Origin of the sequence: Tsukamurella sputi (assembly GCF_007858445.1) — a bacterium.
Taxonomy (GTDB): domain Bacteria; phylum Actinomycetota; class Actinomycetes; order Mycobacteriales; family Mycobacteriaceae; genus Tsukamurella; species Tsukamurella sputi.
Genome location: NZ_VIGV01000001.1, coordinates 837,432 through 854,014, shown reverse-complemented (window position 1 = coordinate 854,014; position 16,583 = coordinate 837,432). Strand labels below are relative to the sequence as shown.

Sequence of the window (16,583 nt, the reverse complement as noted above, 5' to 3'; positions counted from 1 at the left end):
ATGGCGAAGTTCGTGGTGATCGGCGGCACCGGGCTGATCGGATCGAAGGTGGTAGCACTGCTCACCGCAGCCGGTCACGAAGCGGTGGTCGCTGCTCCCAGCACCGGGGTGAACGCGGTCACGGGGGAGGGGCTCGCCGCGGCGCTGGCCGGCGCGGAGGCGGTGGTCGACGTGGCCAATGCGCCGGCGTGGGGCGACGACGAGGTCCTCGCGTTCTTCACCGCCGCGACCACCAACGTGCTCGCTGCCGAGCGGGAGACCGGGGTGCGGCGGCACGTCGCGCTGTCGGTGGTGGGGACGGAACGACTCCTTGCGAGCGGCTACTTCCGCGGGAAGATGAAGCAGGAGGAGCTGATCCGTGCCGGTGGCGTCCCCTTCACGATCGTGCGGGCGACCCAGTTCTTCGAGTTCGTGCCCGGGATCGCCGACGGCGGCACCGTCGGCGACGAGACCCGCCTGCCCGGCGCCGGCATCGCGCCGATCGCCTCCGCCGACGTGGCCGCCGAGGTGGTGCGCGCCGCCCTCGCCGACCCGGTCGACGGCATCGTCGAGGTCACGGGGCCGGACGTTTTCCCGATGGACGAGCTGGTGCGGCGGATGTACGCGCAGCAGGGGGACGGGCGGACCGTCGTGCGGGATCCGGAGGCCACGTACTTCGGCACGCGCCTCGAGGACGGTTCGCTGCTGGCCGGGCCGGACGCCGTGGTCGGCACCGCGCGGTTCTTCGCCTGAGCCTTGGGGCCCGGCCATCGTGGGGAGGCGCGCCGATCGGCCCTCCCCACGATCCGGGCGCTCGACCGGGGGCGAGGGTCTCGAGCGAGAAGTTCACGGAAAGTTACAGAAACACTCAGCAGGTTGTGCGTATCTGTTAGATTTCGTGAGAATTCGTTCCCTGCTCCCCTGGAGGCGTGATGCTCCTCGCCGACAACGCACTCCGACTCAACGTCGGGCTGCTCGACTACACGCTGGTCGCGATCTACTTCGTGTTCGTACTGGGTATCGGCTACCTGGCGCGCACACAGGTCGCCTCCAGCCTCGATTTCTTCCTGTCGGGCAGGCGGCTGCCGGCGTGGGTGACCGGTGTCGCCTTCGTCTCCGCGAACCTCGGCGCGGTCGAGATCATGGGCATGTCGGCCACCGGCGCCCAGATCGGTATGTCGACCTTCCACTACTACTGGATCGGCGCCGTCCCGGCGATGGTCTTCCTCGGCATCGTGATGATGCCCTTCTACTACGGCTCCAAGGTGCGCAGCGTCCCCGAGTTCATGCGCAAGCGCTTCGGCACCGGTGCGCACCTGGTGAATTCGCTGAGCTTCGCCGTGGCCCAGGTACTCATCGCCGGTGTCAACCTCTTCCTCCTCGGCACCGTGATCAACGTGGTCCTCGGCTGGCCGCACTGGGTCTCGCTACTGGTCGCCGCCGCGGTGGTGCTGACGTACACGGTGCTCGGTGGCCTCTCGGCCGCGATCTACAACGAGGTCCTGCAGTTCTTCGTCATCCTGGCCGCGCTGGTGCCGCTCACCGTGATCGGCCTGATCAAGGTGGGCGGGTGGAGCGGCCTCAAGGAGAAGGTGATCGAGACCCGCTCCGACAAGGGCGTCACCGCCACCGTCGCCGATCAGCTGCACACCTGGCCGGGCCAGGCGCTCAGCGGCTTCGAATCGCCCGTCTGGTCGGTCGTCGGCATCGTCTTCGGCCTCGGCTTCGTGCTGTCCTTCGGCTACTGGACCACCAACTTCGTCGAGGTGCAACGGGCCATGGCCTCGGACTCGATGTCGGCGGCGCGGCGCGCGCCCATCATCGGCGCGATCCCGAAGATGTTCATCCCCTTCGTGGTCGTGGTGCCCGGCATGATCTGCGCCGCGGCGATCGGCGACATGATCAACCTCAAGAACAACGGCGCCCCGGACGGTGTCACCTACAACGACGCGCTCCTGCTCATGATGCGCGACATCCTGCCCAACGGCCTTCTTGGCGTGGCCGTCGCGGGCCTGATCGCCTCCTTCATGGCGGGCATGGCCGCCAACGTCTCCGCGTTCAACACCGTCTTCAGCTTCGATCTCTGGCAGCAGTACGTGGTCAAGGATCGCGAGGACTCGTACTACATCCGCGTGGGCCAGGTCGCGACCGTCGTGGCGGTCCTCCTCGCCATCGGCACGGCCACGATCGCCGCGGGCTACTCCAACCTCATGGACTACCTGCAGACGCTGTTCGGCTTCTTCAATGCGCCGCTGTTCGCCACCTTCCTGCTCGGCATGTTCTGGAAGCGGATGACGCCCACGGCCGGTTGGGTGGGCCTGGTCTCGGGCACGCTGGCAGCGATCGGCGTCTTCGTGCTCCAGAAGACCGGCGTGATCGACCTGCCCGGGCAGGGCATGGCCTTCGTCGCCGCGTCCGCGGCCTTCGTGGTGGATATCGTCATCTCCGTGCTGGTCTCCGCCGTGACGAAGCCTAAACCCGACGCCGAGCTGCGGGGCTACGTCTACTCGCTCACCGACAAGGGCACCCTGCGCGGCGAGGACGACAGCGCCGCTCCCTGGTACTCGCGTCCCGTTCCCCTCGGCGCGGCGGTGCTCTCCACCACCGTCGTGCTCGGCCTGATCTTCCACTGACGAGGAGCTGAACCACCATGACCGACGACAACGCGACCACGTCCGCCCCCGCGCCGAAGTCCACGAAGCTGGCGCTCCTGTCCGACATCCGTACCGTGATCGCCACCCTGCTCGGGATCTACGGCGTACTGCTCCTCGTCGCAGGCCTCGTGCCGTCCTTCGCGGAGCTCGGTGCCCGCGAGTTCGAGCACACGCCCGACCGCGTGAACATGGCGGCCGGCAGCGCCGGAAACCTCTGGGTGGGTGGGGCGCTCGTGCTCGTCGCCATCGCCTTCGAGACGTGGGCCGTGATGGGCGTGCGACGTGCTGGCGGCCGATAGGCGCCGGATGATCCTCGAAGCCGCGGTCGCCCACGGCTCCGTCCGGGTGATCGACCTCGCCGCGGAGCTCGGCGTGTCGGAGATGACCATCCGTCGTGACCTCGACCGGCTCGCCGACTCCGGGGAACTCGCCAAGGTCCACGGCGGAGCGGTCGTTCCGGGCGTCCGGCCGGGACGGGGGGTGGAGCCGCGCTCCGCCCTGAAGGCGGTGCGGGACACGGCGGAGAAGCGGGCCATCGCGGTCGTGGCCGCCGGGCTCGTCGAGGACGGCATGACGGTGGCGGTCGGCGCCGGGACCACGACGCTCGAACTGGCCCGCCTCCTGCGCGGGCGCGACGTCTCGGTGGTGACGAACTCGATCTCGATCTTCCACGTGCTCACCGACCCCGACGACGCCGATGCTGACCCGTCGGGAACGTCCGCCGTGCAGCTGACCGGTGGTCAGCGGACGCCCTCGGACGCGCTGGTGGGGCCCGTCGCGAACGCGATGCTCGAGCGCGTGCGGTGCGACCTCGCCTTCCTCGGCTGCCACGGCATCGACCCCGAAGCGGGATTCACCTCGCCCAACATCGGTGAGGCCGAGACGAACCGGAGGCTGATCGGCAGCGCGCGCTCCACCGTGCTGCTCGCCGATCACACCAAGTACGGGGAGATCGGCGCGCACCTGTTCGCGCGGTTCTCCGACGTGGACGGACTCGTCTCGGACGACGGTCTGCGTCGCCCCGTGCGGGAGGCGCTGGCCGCCGCCCTCTCGCTGACCATCGCACCAGGAGGAGCCGCGTGACCCGGAACGTCGCCGAGCCCGTCGCATCCCGCCTCGCGGACGGCCGCGAGATCCTGTTCTTCTCGTCCGGCGGTACGCCGTCGATCGGGGTGGACCGCCGGGATCTGCCGGCCCGCCCGACGGAGCCGGTGACCACCGTCCGGCGCGACCCCACCACCGGCGACTCCGTGATCATCGCCCCCGCGCGACAGGAACGCACGTACAAGCCGCCACGGGCGATGTGCCCGTTGTGTCCCGATCCCGCCGGGCGCTCCAGCGAGATTCCCGCCGAGGACTACGAGGTCGTGGTCTTCGAGAACCGCTTCCCCTCCCTGGCCACTCCCGCCGGCTACCACGCGGCTCCGGCCGACGTCGCGGATGCGCTGCAAGTGGAACAGCCCGGGTTGGGACGGTGCGAGGTGGTCTGCTTCGCCAGCGACCACGACGGCTCGTTCGCCGGGCTCTCGCAGCGGCACGCGCGCCTGGTGATCGACGCCTGGAGCCATCGCACCGCGGAACTGCTGGCGCGCACGGATATCGAGGAGGTGTACTGCTTCGAGAACCGCGGCGAGGAGATCGGCGTGACCCTGCCGCACCCGCACGGCCAGATCTACGGGTACCCGTATCGCACGCGGCGCACCGCCTCCCTGCTCCGCACCGCGGCCGCGCACCGCGCCGTCACCGGTACGGATCTCTTCGAGGACGTGCTGGCCGACGAGATCGCCGACGGTGCCCGCATCCTGGTGCGGACGGAGCACGTGACGGCCTTCGTCCCGTACGCCGCCAAGTGGCCCGTGGAGGCGCACGTCTATCCGCATCGGCACGTGCACAACCTCTCCGAGCTGACCGATGCGGAGGCCGACGATCTGGCGGCCGTGTACCTGGTGCTGCTACGCGCCTTCGACGCGCTGTACGGGGCAGCGCTGCCCTACATCGCCTCCTGGCACCAGTACCGGTCCGGCGCCGACGAGGGGTACCTGCACGCGGAGCTCTTCTCGATCCGCCGCAGCGCCGACAAGCTCAAGTACCTCGCGGGTTCGGAGTCCGGGCGCGACGCCTTCGTCACCGACAAGACGCCCGAGGCCATCGCCCAGGAGCTGCGGCGGGTGATCGGATGACGCTGCGCGCCTACGCCCCCGGGCGGGTGAATCTGATCGGCGAGCACACCGACTACAACGACGGCTTCGCCCTGCCCATCGCACTGCACCTGGGCGCCGTCGCCGAATTCGACGGTGCCGTCTCCGGCGCCACGGTCGAGGTCTCGTCGGCGCAGGAACCCGGCACCGTCGTGATCCCGCTGGACACCACTCCGGGCGGCGTCGGCGGCTGGGCGTCGTACGTGGCCGGATGCGTGTGGGCTCTCCGGCAGCACGGCATCGACGTGCCGCCGGGCGAGCTGCGCCTGTGCTCGGACGTTCCGGTCGGCGCCGGGCTGTCGTCGTCGGCGGCGCTCGAATGCGCGGTGCTGTTGGCACTCGCACCGTCGAGCGGCCTCGGCAGGACGGACCTGGCGCGCATCGCGCAGCGGGCCGAGAACGACTACGTGGGCGCGCCGACGGGCCTGCTCGACCAGATGAGCAGCCTGCACGGCGAGCAGGACACGGCACTCCTGCTCGACTTCCGCACGCTGGCAGTGGAACCCGTGCCACTGCGGTCGGGCGACGACGTACTCGTTGCGATCGACTCGCACTCGCCGCATCAGCACGCGGCGGGGGAGTACCGCCGGCGCCGGGAGGCGTGCGAGCGCGCCGCCGCGGAGCTGGGCGTGCCGTCGTTGCGGGACGCCGCCGATGACGCCTGGGAGGGGCTGGCGGACGACGAGACCCGTCGGCGTGCCCGGCACGTGCTCACGGAGAACCGCCGGGTGCTGGACGCGGCCACGGCGCTGCGCGCCGGCGATCACGCCGGGTTCGGGGCTTTGATGACCGCCTCGCACGCCTCGATGCGCGACGACTTCGAGATCACCATCCCCGCCATCGATCTCATCGCGGACACGGCGGTCGAGCTCGGGGCGTACGGCGCCCGGATGACGGGCGGCGGCTTCGGCGGCACCGTCATCGCCCTCGCCCCGCGCGCCGCGGCCGCACGGATCGCGGACGACCTACCCGCTGCGATCTCGCGGGCAGGTCATCGCACGCCCACGGTGACCACGGTGCGACCGGGCGCGGGCGCGCACCTGCTCGACGGCCGGCGCACGTGAGCTGCTAGAGCACCGTGGCGAGGCGGCGCACCGCCTCCCGCAGCTGCTCCGGGGAGCCGGTGGTGAAGCAGACGCGCAGCGCGTGGCCGAGGTCGCGCTGCACGGCGAAGGCCGCGCCCGGGACGTAGGCGACTCCGGCATCCACCGCCTCGGTGAGCCGGGCCGACGTCTGCGTCCCGTCGGTGAACTCGCCCCAGAGGAACATGCCGCCTTCGGGTGCGGTGAGACGAAGCCGGTCGCCGAAGGTCTCCCGCAACGCCGCATGCAGGGCGAGTGCTCGCTCGGCGTACGCGGCGCGGATCCGCCCGACATGACCGTCGAGCCAGGGCTGATCGGCGAGGAGCTCGGCCGCTATCGACTGCGTCAGGCTCGAACCGCACAGGTCGGCGCCCTGCTTGAGCCGCTCGACCAGGGCGAGCACCGCCGGGTCCCCGTGCATCCACCCCACCCGAAGCGACGGCGCGACGATCTTCGACGCGCTCGACAGGCGCAGCACCCGGTCGGAGAAGGCGGCGACGGGCGGCACCGTCGAACCCGCGAACCGCAGCTCCCCGTACGGATCGTCCTCGATGATCCAGAACCCGAATTCGTCGGCCAGGCACGCGAGTTCGCGTCGCCGCTCCTCACTCAGCGTCGCGCCGCCGGGGTTGTGGAAGTTCGAGACGGTGTGCACGATCCGGACCCGCTCCCGTTCCAGGATCGAACGCAGCTCGTCCACGCGCATCCCGTCGTGGTCCATCGGGACGCCGACGACGCGGGCGCGCGTCGTGTCGAAGGCCTGCAGAGCGCCGATGTAGCCGGGGTCCTCGACGAGCACCACGTCGCCGGGATCGAGGAGCGCCTGCGCCAGGAGGGAGAGCGCCTGCTGCGAGCCGTGGGTGACCAGCACGGCACCCGCGTCGCGCCCCAGTTTCGCCGTCTCGCGCGCGTGCACCACCTCACGGAGAGCGACCACGCCCGGCGTGACGCCGTACTGCAGGGCCGCGGGCGCGGTGAGCGCCGCCTGCGCGGCCCGGGCCACGCGCTCCGTCGGCAACAGCTCGGGGGCGGGGAGCCCGCCGGCGAGGGAGAGCACCCCCGGGCGGTCGACGACGGAGAGCAGGTCGCGGATCGCCGAGCCGCGGACGGCGCGAACGGACTGAGAACCGGTTTCCTGGGGCATGCACGCAGCATCTCAGAGCTGCTCTCACATTTCGAAATGGTGATCTCATTGAGTGGGATTAACCGCGCGGCGATTCGCCCGCTCCGCCCTAGCGGGACGACGTCCGCCTCCGCGTGTCGTGCACTCCCCATGTCCATGGACGTAGGGAGGTGGCCGCCCCGCTAGGGAGCGCGCGGTGGTCGGGGTCAGGCCCAGTTCAGCGTCCGCTCCACCGCGCGATTCCATTCGCCGAACAGGTGCTCGCGCTCCTCGGCGGGCATCGTCGGTAGCCAGCGCGTGTCCTCGGCCCAGTTGGTGCGGATCTCGTCGAGCGTCCACACGCCGGTGGCGTAACCGGCGGCGTAGGCCGCGCCGAGGGCCGTGGTCTCGATGACCCGCGGCCGGATCACGGGCACGTCCAGGATGTCCGCCTGGAACTGCATCAGGGTGTCGTTGACCACCATGCCGCCGTCGACGCGCAGCTCGGTGAGCGGAATGCCGCTGTCGCCGTTCATCGCGTCGATGACCTCGCGCGACTGATAGGCGGTGGCCTCCAGCGCGGCGCGGGCGATGTGCCGCTTGTCCGAGAACCGCGTCAGTCCGACGATGACGCCGCGCGCGTCGGGCCGCCACCGGGGCGCGAACAGCCCGGAGAAGGCGGGCACGACGTACACCCCGCCGTTGTCGGGGACGCCGGTCGCGAGCTCCTCCACCTCGGGAGCGGAGGAGATGATGCCCAGGTTGTCCCGGAGCCACTGCACGAGCGAGCCGCTCACCGCGACCGAGCCCTCCAGCGCGTAGACGGTCGCCTCGTCGCCCAGCTTGTAGCAGACCGTCGTGAGCAGGCCGTGCTCACTGAAGACCGGCCGTTCACCGGTGTTGACCAGCAGGAAGTTGCCGGTGCCGTAGGTGTTCTTCGCGGTGCCCGGATCGAGTGCGGCCTGGCCGAACATCGCGGCCTGCTGGTCGCCCAGGATGCCGGCGATCGGCACGCCGCCGAAGACGCCGCGCTCGCGCACCGTGCCGTAGACCTCGGCGCTGGACCGGATCTCCGGCAGCATCGCCATCGGGATGCCCATCGCCGCGCAGGTGGCCGGATCCCAGGTGCCGTCGGCCAGGTTCATCAGCATGGTGCGCGAGGCGTTGGTGATGTCGGTGACGTGCAGCGGACGTGCCGTGTCGCTCCGGCCGGTCCCCGTGCCGAAGTCGTCGTCCGTGGTGAGGTTCCAGACCAGCCAGGAGTCGATCGTTCCCGCGCACAGCTCACCCCGCTCGGCGCGCTCCCGCGCACCGTCGACGTGGTCGAGGATCCAGGCGATCTTCGGTCCCGAGAAGTAGGTCGACAGGGGCAGTCCGCACGAGGCGCGGAAGCGGTCGCGATCCGGCTCCTCGAGACCGACGGAGGCCAGTTCCTCGCACAGGGCGTCGGTGCGGGTGTCCTGCCAGACGATGGCGTTGTGGATCGGCTCGCCGGTGGCGCGATCCCACACCACGACCGTCTCCCGTTGGTTGGTGATGCCGACCGCGGCGATGTCGCTCGCGGTGAGGTCGGCGCTCGCGAGCGCCTCCGCGCACACGAGGCGCGTGTTGACCCATATCTGCGTGGCGTCGTGCTCCACCCAGCCGCCGCGTGGGAAGATCTGGTCGTGTTCCCGTTGTTCGGAGGCCACGATGGTCCCGCTGCGGTCGAAGATGATGCACCGCGTCGAGCTGGTGCCCTGGTCGATCGCGGCGACGAACTGCGGATCACGAGATGTACGAGAATTAACGGCCACGCCCGAATACTGACATGGTGATCACTGATGAACGCTGCCAACCCTGAAACAGCCACGACGCCGGGTACTTCCGGGGCGGCTTCTGCTGCAGGTGTCGCCACCACCGCGTCGCTGCTCTCGCCGGAGTACCGGTCCCAGGCCTGGGACCGGCTCGGTGCCGAGGAGTACGACGTCGTCGTGATCGGCGGCGGCATCGTGGGCGTGGGTTCCGCGCTCGACGCCGCGACGCGCGGCCTCAAGGTCGCCCTCGTGGAGGCCCGGGACTTCGCGTCCGGCACCAGTTCGCGCAGCTCGAAGATGTTTCACGGCGGCCTGCGCTACCTCGAGCAGCTGGAGTTCGGCCTGGTCCGCGAGGCGCTGCACGAGCGTGAGCTCTCGCTCTCGACGCTCGCTCCCCACCTGGTCAAGCCGCTGCCCTTCCTCGCGCCGCTGACCAAGCGGATCTTCGAGCGGCCCTACATGGCCGCCGGCATGTTCCTCTACGACACCATGGGCGGCGCGAAGTCGGTGCCCGCGCAGAAGCACCTCACCCGCGCCGGTGCGCTGCGGCTCGCCCCCGGCCTCAAGCGCGGAGCCCTGGTCGGCGGCATCCGCTACTTCGACACCGTCGTCGACGACGCGCGGCACACCATGACCGTCGCCCGCACCGCCGCGCACTACGGCGCGGTCGTCCGCACGTCGACGCAGGTCGTCGACTTCCTGCGCGAGGCCGATCGCGTCTCCGGCGTCGTCGTCCGCGACAGCGAGACCGGCGCGACCACCGAGGTCCGCTCCACCGTCGTCATCAACGCCACCGGCGTGTGGACCGACGAGCTGCAGGCGCTCTCGCACCAGAAGGGGCGTTTCCGGGTGCGCGCCAGCAAGGGCGTGCACATCCTCGTCCCGCGCGACCGGATCGTCAGCGACGTCGCGCTGATCCTGCGCACCGAGAAGAGCGTGCTGTTCGTCATCCCGTGGGGCATCCACTGGATCATCGGCACCACCGACACCGACTGGAACCTCGATCTCGCGCACCCCGCCGCGACGGCGACGGACATCGACTACATCCTCGACCACGTCAACAAGGTGCTGATCACCGAGCTGACCCGCGACGACATCACCGGCGTCTACGCGGGCCTGCGGCCGCTCCTGGCGGGCGAGTCGGACGAGACCAGCAAGCTCTCGCGGGAGCACGCCGTCGCGGCCATCGCGCCGGGCCTGGTCACCATCGCCGGCGGCAAGTACACCACCTACCGGGTCATGGCCTCGGACGCCGTCGACGCCGCGGAGGCGTACCTGCCGCACAAGATCCCCGCCTCGTGCACCGAGAAGGTGCCGCTGCTCGGCGCCGACGGCTACTACGCGCTCACCAACCAGACCACGTCGATCGCCCGGGAGCACGACGTACACCCGCACCGTGTGACGCACCTGCTCAACCGCTACGGCTCCCTCATCGGCGACGTACTCGCGTTGGCGGAACAGGACCGCGGCCTGCTGGAGCCGCTGGCCGGTGCCCCGCAGTACCTGCGCGTGGAGGCGCTGTACGCCGCGAAGGCCGAGGGCGCCCTGCACCTGGAGGACGTGCTGGCCCGGCGCACCCGCATCTCCATCGAGTACCCGGATCGCGGCCTGGAGGCCGCCGCCGAGGTCGCGGAGCTGATCGCGCCCGTCCTCGGCTGGTCGGCGGCGGACATCGCGCGGGAGCTCGAGAACTACAGCGCCCGCGTGGCCGCGGAGCTGGAATCGCAGAACATGCCCGACGACGAGACCGCCGACGCCCTGCGCGCCGCGGCGCCCGAGGCCCGCGCCGAGATCCTCGAGCCCGTCCCCGTGCCGGGAGTGGAGAGGGCCGCCCCGCGCGGGTAGGCCGAACGGCCGACCGCGTTCCGGCGGGTGCGTCCGTTCGGCCGATTCCGGGGCGGGCACCGTCGGGAATGGTGATCGGTATGAACCGATACCGATTCCTGGACGTGCTGCGCGGTGTCGCGCTGCTCGGGATCCTGCTGGTCAACGTGCTGGACATGGCGAAGGCGGTGGCCGGGCGCGCGCCGCTCGATCTCCTGGTGCAGAGCCGGTTCGTGCCGATCTTCACGCTGCTGTTCGGCGTCTCGCTGTATCTGATCGCCGACGGTGCCCGGCGGCGCGGCACGGCGGCGTGGCCGGCGCTCGCCCTGCGCATGCTCGCCCTCGGCGCGATCGGCCTCGTGCACGCCCTCGTCTACGACGGCGACATCCTCCGCGAGTACGCGGTCGCGAGCCTGCTCGTGCTGCCGCTCGTGATCTGGGTGCCGCCGCGGATCACCGTGGTCGTGGGCATCGCGCTGGCCGCGGCCGCGTTCACCCTGGGCTCGGGCACCGTCGAGGCGCTGCCGGGCCTGATGCTCGTCGGCGCGGGCGCCGCCGGGCTGGGGGCACCCGCCCTGCTCGAGCGTTCCGCGGCGTCCGCGGCCGGTCTGCTGGTGATCGCCGGGGCCTGCGCGGTACCGCTGCTCGGGGCGTACCTCGACGCGGGCGGGGGAGACCCGCGGTTCTCCGTCGACGGCACCCGTGCGGGCCTGGCGATGGCGATCGCGTACATCGGTGCGCTCGCGCTGCTCTGGCACTGGGGTCCGGCGCGACGCCTGCTCGCCGCCGTCTTCGAGCCGCTCGGCCGGATGTCGCTGACCAACTACGTCACCGCCTCCGCGGTCACGGTCCTCCTGGTGCCCGCGCTCGGCCTCGGCGGTGAGACCACGATCCTGCCGACCACGGTGTACGCGCTGGTCCTCATCGGGACCCAGTCGATCCTCTCGCGGCTGTGGCTCGCCCGATTCCGGTACGGGCCGGTGGAGTGGGTCGTGCGCGCGGCGACCTGGCGCACGCGTCCGCCGATGCGGCGCGGGCAGGCCGATGCGGCCGGGGATCGCGTCCCCGCTCGGCTAGATTCCGTGGCATGAACCGTTCTGGTCCGATCGGCTTCGCGGCCCTGGCCCTGGTGCCCTGGGGTGTCGGAGTCGCGGGTTCGATCGAATCCACGCGGGGACTGGGTGGACCTCGGATGGCCGGGGCGATCACCGTCGAGGCGATCGTCACCGTGGCCGCGCTCGTGGTCGCCTTCGCCCTCCTGCGCAGGCGTCCCGTCGCCATCGCCTGGGCGGGCATCGCCGCGGCATCCCTGGCCGTCGTCGTCGGCGGTCAGCAGGTCGATTCCCCCTACTGGCCGGCGGGCGGGAGCTGGCTGTTCGTGCTGGTGGCCGGGATCGCGGCGAGCCGTGCGGAGACCGCGGCCGACGGTGCCCTGGTCGCCGCCGCCGCGGCCGTCGCGGTGTTCTCGGTCGCGCCCCTCGCGCGGCTCGATCCGGGGCTGTGGGCGGTCGCGCTGCTGGCTGCGGCCGCGACCGCGGTCTCGATCTTCTTCGGTCACCGGCAGCGCGTCGCCGAGCGGAACGTCGTGATCGCGAGAACGGAGGCCAAGGTGACCGAGCGCAGGGCGATGGCGCGCGAGCTGCACGACGTGATCGCGCACGAGGTGACCGGCATCGTGGTCCTCGCGCAGGCGGGGATCGCGGCCGGCGAGGACCGCAGCGGCGTGCTCGCGCGGATCGAGCGCAGCGGCGCCCGCGCGCTGACGGACATCCGCGCGATGGTCGACACGCTGCGCGATCCGGACGCGACGGTACCGCCGCGGGCACCGTCGGCCTCGGGGGCGTCCGGCCTGCGCGCGGCGCTCGAACCCCTCGCGTCGGAGTCCGTGCGGATTGATGTGGCGGCCGAGGTGGACGCCGAGGAGGTCCCCGACCTGGTGCGGCTCGTGGCGCACCGGATCGTCTCCGAGGGTGTCACCAACGCCCGCCGGCATGCGCCGGGCTCGACGGTGCGGGTCACCGTCGGACGGACCGACGGTGACCTCCGGGTGGACGTCGTCGACGACGGCCGCGCCGCAGGCGCGCCGCCCGGTCCGGGACCCGGCGGCGGGACGGGGCTCGCCGGGCTCGCGGAACGGGCGGAGACGGTGGGTGGCACCGTCACGGCGGGTGCGGAGGGCGCCGGCTGGCGGCTCGCCGCGCGACTACCGGTACAGGAGGGCTGAATGACGATCCGCGTGGTGCTGGCCGACGACCAGGAGATGGTGCGTATGGGCTTCGCGATGATTCTCGGAGCCGCGCCCGACGTCGAGATCGTGGGTCAGGCGGCCGACGGTGTCGAGGCGGTGACCGTGATCGCCGAGACCCGGCCCGATGTCGCGCTGCTGGACATCCGGATGCCTCGCCTGGACGGCATCGAGGTGTGCCGGCGCGTGACGGCGGCGGGCACGAGGGCGGTGATGGTGACGACCTTCGGTGAGCCGGAGTACGTCGACGCGGCGCTCGACGCCGGCGCGTCGGGGTTCCTGCTCAAGGACGCGGGCCCCGAGTTGCTGCTCGCGGCGGTGCGCTCGGCCGCGACCGGGGACGCGCTGATCAGCCCGGAGCTGACCGTCGACCTGCTGCGCCGCAGTCGTGGCGCCGGGCGGGGCTCCCCGGAGGCCGCCGATGCGCTCGCCGGGCTGACCGCCCGGGAGCGCGAGGTGGCGCGGTGCGTGGCCCGCGGGCGGACCAATGCGGAGATCGCCGACGAGCTGGTGATCAGCCTGGGCACCGTCAAGACCCACCTCGGGGCGATCACCCGGCGCCTGGACGTGCGGAACCGGGTGGAGATCGCCGCCGCGGTGTGGGCCTCGGGGGAGATGGACTAACGCGCAGCGGCAGCGCTCGCCGGGGCGGACGCGGGCGCGGGCGCGCTGGACGATGCGGACGCGGAGGCCGACGGGGCCGTCGAAGCCGACGGGGCGGCCGCCGGGGTCAGCACGAAGGTCCACGACCGGTTGTTGTCGGGGTCGGTGAGCACCAGCTCGGTGCCGTTGCGCGACCAGATCCGCTCACCCTTGAGCGCCTCGCTGATCGCGGTCTGCGTGCCCTTGGGGTCCGGGCAGTACATCATCGTCGACGCGAGGCCCGCGCCGAAGTCGACCCGGTCCGCGCTGGTCAGCGAGCTTCCCGTGCCGGTGAGGGTGTTGCAGGAGTCGTTGCCCGAGATGTTCGAGCCCTGGACGCGGAACCACGCCCTGGGATCGGACTTCAGACGCCACTGCGCGTCCTTGAGGGAGGGCTTCGACGGGGCCGGGGCGGCCGTCGGCGCAGAGGTGCCGGAGGGCTTCGCCGAGGCGCTGGGGTCGGCGCCGGCGGAGGCGGCGCAACCGGCCGTGAGGACGGCGGCACCCGCGAGGAGAGGCAGTACGAGGGAGGCGGTCTTACGGTTCATGACCGTAATTATGCCGCCTCCCTCGTCACAGAGGAAACTTCAGCAACAACCTCAGGGGGCCTTAGTGGCGTCCACCGGCTCTTTGTCGGCGCCCGCTCGGGCCCGGTGCACGGCGTCCGGGCCGGCGGCCACGGCGTCCTGATCCGCGCTCGCATCCGCGCTAGGCCCCAGGTCCAGCGTGGTCCGCAGCGGCTTGTTCGGCAGCAGCGCCACGGCGATCAGGGTGACGATCGCGCAGGCCGTCGAGACCAGGAAGATGCGACCGGTCGCATCGCCGAACGCGGCGTTGGTGATCTCCACGAACAGCGGGTTGTGCGGGTCGGGGAGGACGCGGTGCTCGATCGCGCCCGCCTTCACCAGCTCGGTGACGCGCGTGGTGAGGACCGCGCCGAGCGCGGAGACGCCGATCGCGCCGCCGAAGGTGCGGAAGAAGGCGACCGAGCTCGACGCCGCGCCGATGTTCTGCACGCTGACGGTGTTCTGTACGGCCAGCACCAGGTTCTGCATCAGTGCGCCGACACCGAAGCCCATGATCGCGATGTACACCTGGACCTGCCAGATCGGCGTGAGGTGGTCGATGGTGCTGAGCAGGGCGAAGCCGATCACCATGACGATCGCGCCGCCCACGACGAACTGCTTCCACTTGCCGAACCGCGTGATCAGCTGACCCGAGGCGACGGAGGAGAAGAGCATGCCGACAACCATCGGAATGGTGAGGACGCCCGCCATCGTCGGGCTGTAGCCCCGCGAGTTCTGGAAGTACAGGCCCAGGAAGGACATGGCGCCGAACATGCCGACGCCGACGGCGATCGAGGCGGTGATCGCCAGCGCGGTGGTGCGCTCGGTGATGATGCTGATCGGGATGATCGGATCCTTGGCGCGCAGCTCGACGAACACCGTCGCGACCAGCAGTGCGATGCCGGTGATCAGGTACACCGCCGACGAGGTGGAGACCCAGCCGTAGTTCTTGCCGGCGAAGGAGACCCAGATCAGCAGGACGGAGACTCCCGAGGTCAGCAGCAGGGCGCCGAGCCAGTCGATGGAGACGTCGTCCTTGCGGGTCGACGACAGGTGCAGCGTGCGCTGGATGAGGATGAGCGCGGCCACGGCCAGCGGAACGCTGACGTAGAAGCACCAGCGCCAGCCGATGTGGTCGGTGATGACGCCGCCCAGGATCGGACCGCCGGCCATCGAGACGCCCATCACGGCTCCCATGTAGCCGGAGTACCGGCCGCGCTCGCGCGGCGGGACGATGCTGCCGATGATGGCGACGACGAGTGCGGTGAGGCCGCCCATGCCGATGCCCTGGATCACGCGGGCCACCATCAGGACCTCGACGTTCGGCGTGGCGCCGGCGAGGACGGAGCCGATCACGAAGATGATGATCGCGGACTGGACCAGGACCTTCTTGTTGAACAGGTCGGCCAGCTTGCCCCAGATGGGGGTGGAGGCGGCGTTCGCCAGCAGGGCGGTGGTGATCACCCAGGAGAACGCGGTCGTGGAGGCGCCGAGGTCGGAGATGATCCGCGGGAGCGCCGTGGACACGACGGTGGTGCTGAGCAGGGCGGTGAACAGGGCGGCGAGCAGGCCCGCCATGACCTCGAGGATCTCCCGGTGGGTCATGGGGGCTGCGGACTGCGGTGGCGTTTCCGCCGTGGTCTCGGACATCGGACCTTCTTTCAAAGATCTAAGCAATAACGTGCAGGGTGCAACTGTAACGTCAGCGAAGATATTCCGCCAAGTCATTACTGTGTGATGCGGCTCGCAGTAGGTGGAACATGTTCTAACGTGACGGCATGGCCTTCACGATCGATCACAGCCGCGAGATCGGGGCGCCGCCGGCCCTCGTCTGGCAGGCGCTCACCGACTTCGCCGCCTACTCGCAGTGGAACCCCTTCGCCGTCGAGGCGAGCTGCGACCTGCGCCCCGGTGGCGCCATCACCATGCGCGTGGCGCTGCGCCCGCCGAACGTGATGACCCAGAAGGAGTACATCGTCTCCGTGGACGAGGGGCGCGGCTTCGCGTACGCCATGAAGCCCGCGCCGGCGGGCCTCCTGCGCAGCATCCGCGAGCAGGACATCGTCGACCTCGGGGACGGACGGTCGCGCTACACCTCGCATTTCCAGCTCGACGGTCCGCTCTCGCCCGTCGTCGGTGCGCTCCTGGGCGCGAATCTGCGCCGCGGTTTCGACGGCAACGTCGACGGACTCGTGCGGCGCGCGGAGTTCCTCGCGCGCTGATCGCGGACCGGACCGGTCGTCAGCCGTCCATCCGGAAGCCGATCTTGAGGGTCACCTGGGTGTGCGCCACGGCGCCGTTCTCGATGTGCCCGCGCGTGGACACCACCTCGAACCACTCCAGGTTCCGCATCGTCTGCGCGGCGCGGTCGACCGCGTTCGCGATGGCCGCGTCGAAACCCTCCGTGGAGGTCCCGACGACTTCGATCACTCGGTACACGTTGTTCGTCATACCTGTTCATGTTCCGCTTCCACGCCGATCGGGGAGGCGGAACG

Annotated in this window: 16 protein-coding genes; 11 read left to right on the top strand and 5 right to left on the bottom strand. The window is 70.9% G+C overall.

Features of this window, described 5'->3' with window-relative positions; all coding sequences use genetic code 11:
• The 6 genes from FK268_RS04135 to galK all read left to right on the top strand — a co-directional run bounded on the left by FK268_RS04135 (position 1) and on the right by galK (position 5,895).
• Positions 1-732, top strand: a complete 732-nt coding sequence (locus FK268_RS04135) for an SDR family oxidoreductase (RefSeq protein WP_146431347.1) — start codon at positions 1-3, stop codon at positions 730-732.
• A gap of 179 nt (positions 733-911) precedes the next feature.
• Positions 912-2,612, top strand: a complete 1,701-nt coding sequence (locus tag FK268_RS04130) for a sodium:solute symporter family protein (RefSeq protein WP_146431891.1) — start codon at positions 912-914, stop codon at positions 2,610-2,612.
• A gap of 17 nt (positions 2,613-2,629) precedes the next feature.
• Positions 2,630-2,932 carry a hypothetical protein gene (locus FK268_RS04125; RefSeq protein ID WP_146431345.1) on the top strand — a complete coding sequence of 101 codons (303 nt, stop codon included), beginning with the start codon at positions 2,630-2,632 and terminating at the stop codon, positions 2,930-2,932.
• Positions 2,916-3,716: a DeoR/GlpR family DNA-binding transcription regulator gene (locus FK268_RS04120; RefSeq protein WP_146431343.1), complete on the top strand. Its 801-nt coding sequence runs from the start codon at positions 2,916-2,918 to the stop codon at positions 3,714-3,716. The genes FK268_RS04125 and FK268_RS04120 overlap by 17 nt, the downstream gene beginning before the upstream one ends.
• A complete protein-coding gene (gene galT, locus FK268_RS04115; protein ID WP_146431341.1) occupies positions 3,713-4,813 on the top strand; it encodes a galactose-1-phosphate uridylyltransferase in 1,101 nt (366 codons plus the stop codon). The genes FK268_RS04120 and galT overlap by 4 nt, the downstream gene beginning before the upstream one ends.
• Positions 4,810-5,895 carry a galactokinase gene (galK, locus tag FK268_RS04110; protein ID WP_146431339.1) on the top strand — a complete coding sequence of 362 codons (1,086 nt, stop codon included), beginning with the start codon at positions 4,810-4,812 and terminating at the stop codon, positions 5,893-5,895. Before galT ends, galK begins: the two co-directional genes overlap by 4 nt.
• A gap of 4 nt (positions 5,896-5,899) precedes the next feature.
• Here galK and FK268_RS04105 read toward each other — a convergent pair whose 3' ends face one another.
• A complete protein-coding gene (locus FK268_RS04105) occupies positions 5,900-7,057 on the bottom strand; it encodes an aminotransferase-like domain-containing protein (RefSeq protein ID WP_146431337.1) in 1,158 nt (385 codons plus the stop codon).
• Positions 7,058-7,242: 185 nt separating this feature from the next.
• A complete protein-coding gene (glpK, locus tag FK268_RS04100; protein ID WP_146431335.1) occupies positions 7,243-8,811 on the bottom strand; it encodes a glycerol kinase GlpK in 1,569 nt (522 codons plus the stop codon).
• A gap of 27 nt (positions 8,812-8,838) precedes the next feature.
• Here glpK and FK268_RS04095 point away from each other — a divergent pair, with 27 nt between their 5' ends.
• The 4 genes from FK268_RS04095 to FK268_RS04080 all read left to right on the top strand — a co-directional run bounded on the left by FK268_RS04095 (position 8,839) and on the right by FK268_RS04080 (position 13,504).
• Positions 8,839-10,656 carry a glycerol-3-phosphate dehydrogenase/oxidase gene (locus FK268_RS04095; protein WP_231706901.1) on the top strand — a complete coding sequence of 606 codons (1,818 nt, stop codon included), beginning with the start codon at positions 8,839-8,841 and terminating at the stop codon, positions 10,654-10,656.
• An 80-nt stretch (positions 10,657-10,736) separates the two neighbouring features.
• The gene (locus tag FK268_RS04090; protein ID WP_158636031.1) at positions 10,737-11,726 is read left to right on the top strand and encodes a DUF418 domain-containing protein; all 990 of its coding nucleotides are present in this window, start codon (positions 10,737-10,739) and stop codon (positions 11,724-11,726) included.
• Complete coding sequence (locus FK268_RS04085; protein ID WP_146431330.1) at positions 11,723-12,859, top strand: sensor histidine kinase; 1,137 nt, start codon at positions 11,723-11,725, stop codon at positions 12,857-12,859. The genes FK268_RS04090 and FK268_RS04085 overlap by 4 nt, the downstream gene beginning before the upstream one ends.
• Positions 12,860-13,504: a response regulator gene (locus tag FK268_RS04080; RefSeq protein ID WP_146431328.1), complete on the top strand. Its 645-nt coding sequence runs from the start codon at positions 12,860-12,862 to the stop codon at positions 13,502-13,504.
• On the opposite strand, the gene FK268_RS04075 is transcribed toward FK268_RS04080, so the two are convergent.
• Positions 13,501-14,070, bottom strand: a complete 570-nt coding sequence (locus FK268_RS04075; protein WP_146431326.1) for an META domain-containing protein — start codon at positions 14,068-14,070, stop codon at positions 13,501-13,503. The two genes, FK268_RS04080 and FK268_RS04075, sit on opposite strands and share 4 nt — an antisense overlap.
• Before the next feature lie 51 nt (positions 14,071-14,121).
• A complete protein-coding gene (locus tag FK268_RS04070; RefSeq protein ID WP_231706900.1) occupies positions 14,122-15,738 on the bottom strand; it encodes an MDR family MFS transporter in 1,617 nt (538 codons plus the stop codon).
• Between the two features lie 128 nt (positions 15,739-15,866).
• On the opposite strand from FK268_RS04070, the gene FK268_RS04065 reads away from it, so the two are divergent.
• Positions 15,867-16,310 carry an SRPBCC domain-containing protein gene (locus tag FK268_RS04065; protein ID WP_146431324.1) on the top strand — a complete coding sequence of 148 codons (444 nt, stop codon included), beginning with the start codon at positions 15,867-15,869 and terminating at the stop codon, positions 16,308-16,310.
• Positions 16,311-16,329: 19 nt separating this feature from the next.
• On the opposite strand, the gene FK268_RS04060 is transcribed toward FK268_RS04065, so the two are convergent.
• Positions 16,330-16,539, bottom strand: a complete 210-nt coding sequence (locus FK268_RS04060; protein ID WP_146431322.1) for a dodecin — start codon at positions 16,537-16,539, stop codon at positions 16,330-16,332.
• Between the last annotated feature and the right edge of the window lie 44 nt (positions 16,540-16,583).